Raw genomic sequence first — 9,515 nt, 5'->3', positions numbered from 1 at the left:
GATGTTTTAACAAATCAAAAGGGGTTTTAATAACTGGCTTAAAGCTGAAAGCTTTCCGGAACCCCCAGCCTAGCTGGGGGTTTTCCATAGACAAAAAAAGCCCGAACATTCGTTCGGGCTTTTCAATTTATATGCTGGAAAGCAAAGGTTAACGCAATGGCCCAGCGACAAAATGAATATGTGACAATAAAGGCATATAACAGGCGTAGAATATCGTAACCGAATGATATTGTATAATTTTTATTTCGTATAATACCCCCAAAAGCATTCGTATAAATTATATCTATTTCACTGCGAATTATTTCATTAATTATTGAATTAAACGGTAACATCTCTTTTTAGGTCTTTCCTGACAAGGCAGAAATAACGTTTTAACGTCAACTCGCTGATTATTTACGGGGAATGCGCTTAATATTACGCCGTCCTCCCCTGTTGGTAGTCCCCGCAGAGTATCGTGGAGCAGCACCTAAAATGTGACGTATGTCATTGTACATAAAGTGCCTTTAGGGAGTAGAATTTCAGTGGATACTTAAACAGGAGGTTTTATGAACAGAACGATTCTTGTACCCATCGATATTTCAGATTCAGAATTAACTCAACGCGTGATTTCACATGTTGAAGCCGAAGCAAAGATTGACGACGCTAAAGTGCACTTTTTGACTGTAATCCCGTCTTTGCCCTATTACGCTTCACTGGGACTGGCTTATTCAGCAGAGCTCCCCGCAATGGACGATTTGAAAGCCGAAGCCAAATCTCAACTGGAAGCGATTATCAAGAAATTCAACCTTCCCGCGGACCGCGTGCAGGCGCACGTTGCAGAAGGCTCTCCTAAAGATAAGATTCTGGAAATGGCAAAAAAATTACCGGCCGATATGGTGATTATCGCCTCGCATCGCCCGGATATTACTACCTATCTGTTGGGTTCCAACGCCGCAGCCGTTGTGCGTCATGCGGAATGCTCCGTACTGGTGGTGCGCTAAATACCCGAGCCCGCATAAGAGAGTGCGGGCTCAAATCAATCATCATCATCGCCTAGTGACTGACACTTTTTGAAAACAGATTGATTACGATTACGCCGCAGATAATAAGCAACATGCCAATAATAGCCGGCATATCCAGTTTTTGGCCAAGAAATAACCATCCTATCAATCCAATAAGAACAATCCCTACCCCAGACCAAATGGCATAAATGATACCAGCAGGGATGGTTCGCATTGGGATGGTAAGACACCAGAACGCAATACAATATCCGATGATAGTAACGAGGCTCGGTACCAGACGCGTAAAACTATCTGATAATTTTAATGAGATCGTGGCGATAACTTCTACCACGATGGCGATAAATAGAAAGATTACAGCTTCTTTAGTCATACATCTCTTCGCTCCAATATTTTTCGGGTCGTGATGATATCTTAAGTAATACGGATGACAGAATAAAGACGCTTTTGAACCATTGCGTATCTTGCCATAAAAACGTGCTGGCATTCGTCGCCGTAATCCGTACCATACGCGACATACTTTTGCCTGCTGGCTGTTGACGGCAGGAGCGAACCGGCATTTATCGCCAGCCAAATGGGGCATGAAACTGTGCAGATGGTGTATGAAATTTACGGTATGTAGATTGATGACATGAACGACGAACAAGTAGCGATGTTGAATGCGCGGTTATCGTAGTTGCAAAGTTTGCCCCCAATTTGCCCCATTTAGTACCAGAGAACTGAAATAATGCAAGAAATTCAAAAGAATACAAAGAAAGAGCAATACAACCTCAACAAGTTGCAAAAGCGCCTGCGCCGTAACGTTGGCGAAGCGATTGCCGATTTTAATATGATTGAAGAAGGCGATCGCATTATGGTTTGCCTTTCTGGCGGCAAAGATAGCTATACGATGCTGGAAATTTTACGTAATTTGCAGCAAAGCGCCCCGATCAATTTTTCACTGGTCGCCGTCAACCTCGATCAAAAGCAGCCAGGTTTTCCGGAGCATATCCTGCCAGCCTACCTTGAGCAGCTGGGCGTAGAATATAAAATCGTCGAAGAAAACACCTACGGCATTGTGAAAGAGAAGATTCCGGAAGGAAAAACCACCTGCTCGCTGTGCTCGCGTTTGCGTCGGGGTATCCTGTATCGTACGGCGACTGAACTGGGCGCGACCAAAATAGCCCTGGGCCACCATCGCGACGATATTCTGCAAACCCTGTTTCTGAATATGTTCTATGGCGGAAAAATGAAAGGGATGCCGCCGAAACTGATGAGCGATGACGGCAAACATATCGTGATCCGCCCGCTGGCTTACTGCCGCGAGAAAGATATTGTCCGTTTTGCTGAGGCCAAAGCCTTCCCTATCATTCCTTGTAATCTGTGCGGTTCGCAACCCAACCTGCAACGCCAGGTGATTGCCGACATGCTACGCGACTGGGATAAACGCTATCCTGGACGGATCGAGACGATGTTTAGCGCCATGCAGAATGTCGTGCCGTCTCACCTTTGTGACACTAACCTGTTCGATTTCAAAGGGATAACTCACGGTTCCGAGGTCATCGACGGCGGTGATTTAGCGTTCGATCGTGAAGAGATTCCCTTGCAGCCCGCTGGCTGGCAGCCGGAAGAAGATGACACCTCCTTAGAGGCGTTGCGGCTTGATGTTATCGAAGTGAAATAATCTGCAGGCGTCTCAGCACTCCGCTGAGACGCCATACTATCGATCATTTTAATAGCCGTACCCGGCATGACTTGCCTTTGATCTTCCCGTTTTGCAACTGCTTCCAGGCTTTTTGCGCTACTGCTTGACGTACGGCGACGTAAACGTGCATTGGATGCACATTAATTTTGCCGATATCCGCCCCGTCTAATCCAATATCGCCGGTCAGCGCGCCTAAAATATCTCCCGGACGCATTTTCGCTTTTTTGCCGCCGTCAATACATAGGGTAGCCATCTCTGCGGCCAGAGGGAGCAACGACTGCCGGGCGGGCGCATTCAGCCAGTTCAGTTTGAGTTGCAGCATTTCTGAAAGAATATTTGCCCGCTGCGCCTCTTCCGGCGCGCAGAAACTGATCGCCAGACCGCTACTTCCCGCGCGCGCCGTACGGCCAATACGATGGACATGCACCTCCGGGTCCCAGGCCAGCTCATAGTTAACCACCAGTTCGAGCGATTTAATGTCTAACCCTCGCGCGGCAACGTCGGTGGCAACCAGAATGCGCGCGCTGCCATTTGCAAAACGCACCAACGTCTGGTCGCGGTCGCGTTGTTCCAGATCGCCGTGGAGCGCCAACGCGCTTTGTCCTACCGCATTAAGCGCATCACAAACGGCCTGACAATCTTTTTTGGTATTGCAAAACACCACGCAGGACGCTGGCTGATGCTGGCTAAGCAACGTTTGTAGCAGCGAAATTTTTTCATGCGCAGACGTTTCGAAGAACTGTTGTTCGATAGCCGGTAGCGCATCTACCGTATCGATTTCAATACGTATTGGCTGCTGCTGTACACGACCGCTAATCGCCGCAATGGCGTCAGGCCAGGTTGCTGAAAACAATAACGTCTGGCGCGTCTCAGGCGCAAAGCGGATCACCTCATCAATGGCGTCACTGAATCCCATGTCCAGCATTCGGTCTGCTTCATCCATTACCAGAATGTGCAGCGCATCCAGCGATACGGTTTCTTTTTGTAAATGATCCAGCAAGCGCCCCGGCGTCGCGACAATGATATGCGGAGCGTGCTGAAGCGAGTCGCGCTGTGCGCCAAAGGGTTGCCCGCCACACAAGGTCAGAATTTTGGTATTTGGCAGAAAACGGGCCAGGCGACGTAACTCTCCGGCAACCTGATCCGCCAGCTCCCGCGTCGGACAAAGCACTAACGCCTGTGTCTGGAACAGAGTGACGTCAATTCGATGCAAGAGTCCAAGACCAAACGCCGCCGTTTTGCCGCTACCGGTCCTGGCCTGCACACGCACATCATTTCCCGCCAGAATGACGGGTAACGCTGCGGCCTGAACAGGCGTCATCTCAAGATAGCCCAGCTCAGTAAGGTTATTGAGCTGGGCGGCGGGCAAAACATTCAGGGTTGAAAAAGCGGTCACAATTTACTCTCGCGGTAACGACTCATAGTCAGCAGGCGCGTATCCTCGCAGATCCGGGCGTTTGATGCGACATTTTAATCGGTTCTTCGTCCGGCGGCGGGTCGGGCATCGGCTGAGGACGGGGAAGCGGCTCAGGAATGGGAACAGGGTCAGTGGGAATCGGGTCCGACAAGGACGAGTGTAGATATAATAAGGTCAAAAGACAGCTCATATTACCCTCCAGAATGTCATTCAGACTCTTAAAGGGTAGACGCTGATATTCTACAGGCAAAAAAAAGCCGACTAATCTAAGTCGGCGTCGTACGAATCAATTGTGCTATGCAGTAATTCAAAAAAGGAAGTAAGACAATATGGAGCGCAACGCCCATCGCTTGACGTTGCATTCACCTGCGAGAGAGATATTGCCCCGAATAGGTAGATGGTTTATTGACTTCGCTCAAATTTCTCGGCGTTTTTTCACCCGAAATGGTCTGAAAAGCGCTTTTGTTACAACCATTTACTGCGATGCAACCATAAAGTAACACCACCGATCAAGACAACTAACAGAATACAAAACAGAGAAAAGCCGAACCGCCATCCGCCGCCAGGAATGCCGCCCAGGTTAACGCCAAATAACCCTGTTAAAAAGGTGCTGGGCAGAAAAACCATCGCCATAAGCGACATGGTATAAGTTCTGCGCGCCAGAGACTCCTGCATCACCTGGGCAATTTCATCCGCCATGATGCCAGTACGCGCGATACAAGCGTCAATTTCATCCAACCCCCTTCCCAGCCTGTCGGCGATATCCTGCATTCTGCGCCGGTGATCGTCGCTCATCCACGGCAGCCGTTCACTCGCAAGCCGGGCATAGACGTCGCGCTGCGGCGCCATATAGCGACGCATAACAATTAGCTGTTTACGTAGCAATGCGAGGAAACCGCGCGGTGGGATTTGCTGGTCGAGAAGATTATCTTCCAGATCGATAATTTTATCGTGTAGCTCTTCAATAAATTCACTGGCGTGATCGGTTAACGCATCGCACACATCCACTAGCCAGCCGCCGCAATCTACGGGCCCGGTGCCCTCCTGCAAATCACTGACCACATCGTCCAGCGCCAGAACCTTTCGCTGACGGGTAGACACAATGAATCGCTCGTCCATATATAAACGCATTGCCACTAATTGATCCGGGCGTTCGTCAGTACTGCCATTAATACAGCGCAGCGTAATGAGCGTCCCTTCCCCCATACGACTTACGCGCGGGCGCGAGCTTTCACCAGCCAGCGCATCACGCACGCTATTGGGGAGTAAAGGCGTTGAAGCCAACCAGCGGGCGCTGTCCGGGTGGGTATAATTAAGATGTAGCCAACAGGGATGCTGACTATCGATCACATCACTATCTTCGAGCGGTTTTACTCCACCACGACCATCCAGTAGCCATGCGAAAACGGCATCCGGCACGTTCACATCCGATCCCTTAATGGCTTCCACAGCGCCTCCACGTTACAACTCTGATGCCGTTAGTCTAGCTTTCGGGAAAGGTTAAGCAATCTCTCATTTTCTCATTGCGCAAAAAGAATTACGGGAACGTGCGAAAAAAGCGCCTTAGCAACAGGCGCTTACCAAACATGTATTATCAGGCCTGGCCGCGCCTGGTGATGGTCGAAAGAGGTGATATATGAGAGCGCGACAGCGCATGTTCACTGTAACCCGGCTGGCTTAAACGAAATTTGTCGGTTTTAGTCTGTAACTCGATCACCTGCGCCTTTAAAACATCCGAAGAAGCAGATAGCGCTTCAACCATTAAGACATTGCTATGGGTTGCGCTTTCCAGATCGCTCAACGCCAGGGTTATCTGGTTAATGCCTTTTTCCTGCTCCCGCGTGGTGGTGGAAATTTCACTCATCAGCACGTTTAATTGCCCGGAGCCGCCAACAATCTCCTGCATATTTTTTTCAGCCTCCTGCACTATGGCGGCCCCCTGCCGCACATTGTCATGCGTAACGTCGATCAGCGCCTTGATATTTTTTGCCGCCTCAGCGCTACGATGCGCCAGATTACGCACTTCCCCGGCCACCACGGAGAAACCTTTTCCATGATCGCCCGCCCGCGCAGCCTCTACCGCCGCGTTAAGCGCCAGAATATTAGTCTGGAATGCGATACCGTCAATCAATGAAATAATCTCCGTCATCTGCGAGGCACAGTCGGTAATAGAACGCATATTTTCTGTAACCCGCACCATTAATTCACCGCCTTTACGGGCGCATTGGGTTGCACAATCCGCCTGTATGCTCGCCATTCGGGTATTATCCGCATTGTTTTTGGTACTCGCCGCCATTTCATCCATACTGGCGGCAGTTTGAATTAACGAGGCCGACTGCTGTTCCGTCTTTACGGATAGCGACATACTGCGCGCCGCCAGTTGTTCGGAAAGGGTCATTGCCGTTTGCGAAGAGGATCTGATTTCACGTACCAGCGCGGAAATATTCTCCGACAGGCTATTAATCCCGGGGATGAGTCGCCCGGCGCAATTATTGCCAAATTCGGAGATATGAATAGACAAGTTTCCTGCTGCGACCTCTTCAATACTTTTCTTCACGGTATTAATTGGCACTACCAGATAGCAGGTCATATACCACCAAAGCAGTAATGCCGAGATCAGATAAATGATATTACACGTAATTAAAATAGGGAGATCGTGCAGAAAAGCTATTTGTAATAGTATCCACCAAAAGAAACGTACATACCATGAATAGAATAATGCATGTCCTGACGCTGATATTTCTCAACATTTTTGACGGCCTACAACCAGGATAGGAGACAGGTTTTATTTTTATAGCATTTCAGATACCTATTGCCATTCGTTTCTTTGACATTCTCCATATTCAATACCAGACCATCGCCATTTCCCTTAGTGCAACAGATAAAATCACCTATATTCGCTATGCCAGGATATTCATCCATCCATATTGACAAGTGATGTACTTATCACCATTTTCTGCTTAATAGTTAAGTCGAAAGCCAGTATATTTTAATAGACGCTTAAATAAGCGAATGACTGTTTCTCCGTGTTATTACTGTGGCGAGCTTGCGCTGGCGGTCCTGTCCGCCAGCGGCAACGATTTACCGACTACGCTTCGCATGGCGCTCCCAGTTATCCTGTTTAGCCTGCACCGTTTTACGTAACGCGACATAACATGCCCCGCCGCCGCCATGGTGCGGCAGCGCCGAACAATAAGCCTGTACATCCTCAAACTCTGTCAACCAGCGGGCCACATAGCTTCGGACGATATTGGCATGCGACTTCGCCTCTCGCCCTTTACCATGAATGATCAGGACATTACGCAACCCCTCTTTCTGCGCCTCCAGGATAAAACGAAATAGCATTTTTCGGCACGTTTCGACCGGCTGGCGTAACAAATTGAGGCTGGCCTGCTGAGGGTATTTCCCACTGCGTAACTTGTCGATGACACCCTGCTGCAATCCTTCCCGACGAAATTCCAGCGGTTCATTCAGCGGCAGAATATCCAGAAAGCCCGTCGTCAGGAAATTATCAAGCTGGAGCGTGTCGATACGCTGGGGCGTTTTAAGATTACGCGTTGGCTGCCAGTGTACATCAGTATGGCGTTTCAGCGGCTGGACATCCTCCATGGCGTCAAGAAACAGCGCTTTATCGTCAAGGTTCATGGTTCATCCTCCAGCGTTTTTGCGACTGCCGTTATCATAACCGTGCCCTGTTATACCGACAACGGTTTACAGTTATTTCCAATAACAGCGACAATGTAAGGCAATTAACCGCCTCGCCAGGCTCCCTTTTTCTCCGCCAACGATATTACTGGCGCTAAATGTGTTATCCCTGACTATCTTTTAAGGAGTATGGTTGCGGGTATTCCTGGCATGATATCTTGTCTCTTACGTTAGATTAAGACGATGTGAGAGAACGGATGCTGAGATTACTTGAAGAGAAAATAGCCACGCCATTAGGTCCGTTATGGGTGGTTTGCGATGAGCAGTTTCGACTGCGGGCCATTGAGTGGGAACAGTACCGCGATCGTATGGAGCAACTGCTAAATATCCACTACCGTCACGAAGGCTATGAACGCGTTTCTGCGACTAACCCCGGTGGACTCAGCGATAAGCTTGCAGATTATTTTGCAGGCAATCTCGCCGTAATTGATACTCTGGAAACCGCCACGGGGGGCACACCTTTTCAACGGGAAGTATGGCAGGCGTTGCGTGCTATCCCCTGCGGGCAGGTGATGCACTATGGTCAACTGGCGGCGCAACTGGGACGACCGGGCGCCGCACGCGCAGTCGGTGCTGCGAATGGCGCTAACCCCATCAGTATTGTTGTTCCCTGCCATCGCGTCATCGGGCGTAACGGCACTCTGACCGGATACGCAGGCGGCGTGCAGCGAAAAGAGTGGCTATTACGCCATGAAGGCTATCTTTTATTATGAAAATACAGGCAAAAAGTGCCTTATCGGTCACACTTTTATGTAAAGCGACAACAAATAAATTACGTGTTTTCAAATAGATAAAAGTATTCATCAAACTTATACTTGAATTATTCCTTCTCCGGGATAGCTCAGACTTACGCGCTCACCAAAAAGATGTTAAAATTGACAAATATCAATTACGGCTTGAGCAGACCTATGATCCCGGAAAAGCGAATTATACGGCGCATTCAGTCTGGCGGTTGTGCTATCCATTGCCAGGATTGCAGTATCAGCCAGCTTTGCATCCCGTTCACACTTAACGAGCATGAGCTTGATCAGCTTGATAATATCATCGAGCGCAAAAAGCCCATTCAGAAAGGGCAAACTCTGTTTAAAGCAGGTGATGAATTGAAATCGCTCTATGCTATCCGCTCCGGAACGATTAAGAGCTACACCATTACCGAGCAAGGCGATGAGCAGATTACTGGATTCCATTTAGCAGGCGACCTGGTGGGTTTTGACGCCATTGGCAGCGGTCATCATCCGAGCTTTGCACAGGCGCTGGAAACCTCAATGGTATGTGAAATACCCTTTGAGACACTGGATGACCTGTCCGGCAAAATGCCTAACCTGCGTCAGCAAATGATGCGTCTGATGAGCGGTGAAATTAAAGGCGATCAGGATATGATCCTGTTATTGTCGAAGAAAAACGCCGAAGAACGTCTGGCTGCGTTTATTTACAACCTGTCCCGCCGCTTTGCGCAGCGTGGTTTTTCACCGCGTGAATTCCGCCTGACGATGACCCGTGGCGATATCGGCAACTATCTAGGCTTAACGGTCGAAACCATTAGCCGTCTGCTGGGGCGTTTCCAGAAAAGCGGTATGCTGGCGGTGAAAGGTAAGTATATTACTATTGAAAACAGCGATGCGCTGGCGGCCCTCGCCGGTCATACCCGCAACGTCGCTTAAACGTCAGCTAAACCATTGATGTTATCTTCTGCCATATCGTTAAATTTTTC

9 protein-coding genes and 2 pseudogenes are annotated in these 9,515 nt (G+C 49.1%); 5 read left to right on the top strand and 6 right to left on the bottom strand.

The window, feature by feature from the left end; genetic code table 11:
* Positions 1 to 545: 545 nt before the first annotated feature.
* Positions 546 to 980: a universal stress protein UspF gene (uspF, locus tag ACLJR2_RS22540; protein ID WP_001082296.1), complete on the top strand. Its 435-nt coding sequence runs from the start codon at positions 546 to 548 to the stop codon at positions 978 to 980.
* A gap of 52 nt (positions 981 to 1,032) precedes the next feature.
* Here the strand turns inward: uspF and ACLJR2_RS22535 are convergent, their stop codons facing one another.
* Positions 1,033 to 1,371 carry an SMR family transporter gene (locus ACLJR2_RS22535; RefSeq protein WP_000159240.1) on the bottom strand — a complete coding sequence of 113 codons (339 nt, stop codon included), beginning with the start codon at positions 1,369 to 1,371 and terminating at the stop codon, positions 1,033 to 1,035.
* On the bottom strand, positions 1,364 to 1,516 hold the full coding sequence (locus ACLJR2_RS22530; protein WP_043991115.1) for a hypothetical protein: 153 nt from the start codon (positions 1,514 to 1,516) through the stop codon (positions 1,364 to 1,366). The genes ACLJR2_RS22535 and ACLJR2_RS22530 overlap by 8 nt, the downstream gene beginning before the upstream one ends.
* Here ACLJR2_RS22530 and ACLJR2_RS22525 point away from each other — a divergent pair.
* Both ACLJR2_RS22525 and ttcA read left to right on the top strand, forming a co-directional pair.
* Positions 1,472 to 1,620 (top strand): annotated as a pseudogene (locus ACLJR2_RS22525) (tyrosine-type recombinase/integrase); the annotation flags it as partial. The gene ACLJR2_RS22530 and the pseudogene ACLJR2_RS22525 sit on opposite strands and share 45 nt — an antisense overlap.
* A 105-nt stretch (positions 1,621 to 1,725) precedes the next feature.
* Positions 1,726 to 2,661: a tRNA 2-thiocytidine(32) synthetase TtcA gene (gene ttcA, locus ACLJR2_RS22520; protein ID WP_001156216.1), complete on the top strand. Its 936-nt coding sequence runs from the start codon at positions 1,726 to 1,728 to the stop codon at positions 2,659 to 2,661.
* Positions 2,662 to 2,704: 43 nt separating this feature from the next.
* Here the strand turns inward: ttcA and dbpA are convergent, their stop codons facing one another.
* The 4 genes and pseudogenes from dbpA to smrA form a co-directional block, all read right to left on the bottom strand.
* The gene (dbpA, locus tag ACLJR2_RS22515) at positions 2,705 to 4,078 is read right to left on the bottom strand and encodes an ATP-dependent RNA helicase DbpA (RefSeq protein WP_000123694.1); all 1,374 of its coding nucleotides are present in this window, start codon (positions 4,076 to 4,078) and stop codon (positions 2,705 to 2,707) included.
* A 486-nt stretch (positions 4,079 to 4,564) separates the two neighbouring features.
* Positions 4,565 to 5,548 (bottom strand): zinc transporter ZntB, encoded by a 984-nt coding sequence (zntB, locus tag ACLJR2_RS22510; protein ID WP_000387375.1) that lies wholly within the window; start codon positions 5,546 to 5,548, stop codon positions 4,565 to 4,567.
* Between the two features lie 145 nt (positions 5,549 to 5,693).
* Positions 5,694 to 6,849: pseudogene (locus ACLJR2_RS22505) on the bottom strand (methyl-accepting chemotaxis protein).
* Positions 6,850 to 7,180: 331 nt separating this feature from the next.
* Positions 7,181 to 7,744, bottom strand: coding sequence for a DNA endonuclease SmrA (smrA, locus tag ACLJR2_RS22500; protein ID WP_001046799.1), 564 nt, complete (start codon positions 7,742 to 7,744; stop codon positions 7,181 to 7,183).
* A gap of 257 nt (positions 7,745 to 8,001) precedes the next feature.
* Between smrA and ogt the strand changes: the two genes are divergently transcribed.
* Together ogt and fnr are read left to right on the top strand one after the other, a co-directional pair.
* Complete coding sequence (gene ogt, locus ACLJR2_RS22495; RefSeq protein WP_000945036.1) at positions 8,002 to 8,517, top strand: methylated-DNA--[protein]-cysteine S-methyltransferase; 516 nt, start codon at positions 8,002 to 8,004, stop codon at positions 8,515 to 8,517.
* Between the two features lie 195 nt (positions 8,518 to 8,712).
* Positions 8,713 to 9,465, top strand: a complete 753-nt coding sequence (fnr, locus tag ACLJR2_RS22490) for a fumarate/nitrate reduction transcriptional regulator Fnr (protein ID WP_000611914.1) — start codon at positions 8,713 to 8,715, stop codon at positions 9,463 to 9,465.
* Positions 9,466 to 9,515 lie beyond the last annotated feature (50 nt).

This window comes from Salmonella sp. SAL03688, from assembly GCF_046551895.1.
GTDB lineage: Bacteria > Pseudomonadota > Gammaproteobacteria > Enterobacterales > Enterobacteriaceae > Salmonella > Salmonella enterica.
The sequence above is the reverse complement of the archived record's forward strand: the minus strand, read 5'-3'. Positions and strand labels throughout refer to the sequence as shown.

Excerpts from the sequence above, each read along its gene's own strand:
- uspF (WP_001082296.1), top strand. The coding sequence starts at position 546 with ATGAACAGAACGATTCTTGTACCCATCGATATTTCAGATTCAGAATTA.
- ogt (WP_000945036.1), top strand. The coding sequence starts at position 8,002 with ATGCTGAGATTACTTGAAGAGAAAATAGCCACGCCATTAGGTCCGTTA.
- ttcA (WP_001156216.1), top strand. The coding sequence starts at position 1,726 with ATGCAAGAAATTCAAAAGAATACAAAGAAAGAGCAATACAACCTCAAC.
- smrA (WP_001046799.1), bottom strand. The coding sequence starts at position 7,744 with ATGAACCTTGACGATAAAGCGCTGTTTCTTGACGCCATGGAGGATGTC.
- fnr (WP_000611914.1), top strand. The coding sequence starts at position 8,713 with ATGATCCCGGAAAAGCGAATTATACGGCGCATTCAGTCTGGCGGTTGT.
- ACLJR2_RS22530 (WP_043991115.1), bottom strand. The coding sequence starts at position 1,516 with ATGTCGCGTATGGTACGGATTACGGCGACGAATGCCAGCACGTTTTTA.
- ACLJR2_RS22535 (WP_000159240.1), bottom strand. The coding sequence starts at position 1,371 with ATGACTAAAGAAGCTGTAATCTTTCTATTTATCGCCATCGTGGTAGAA.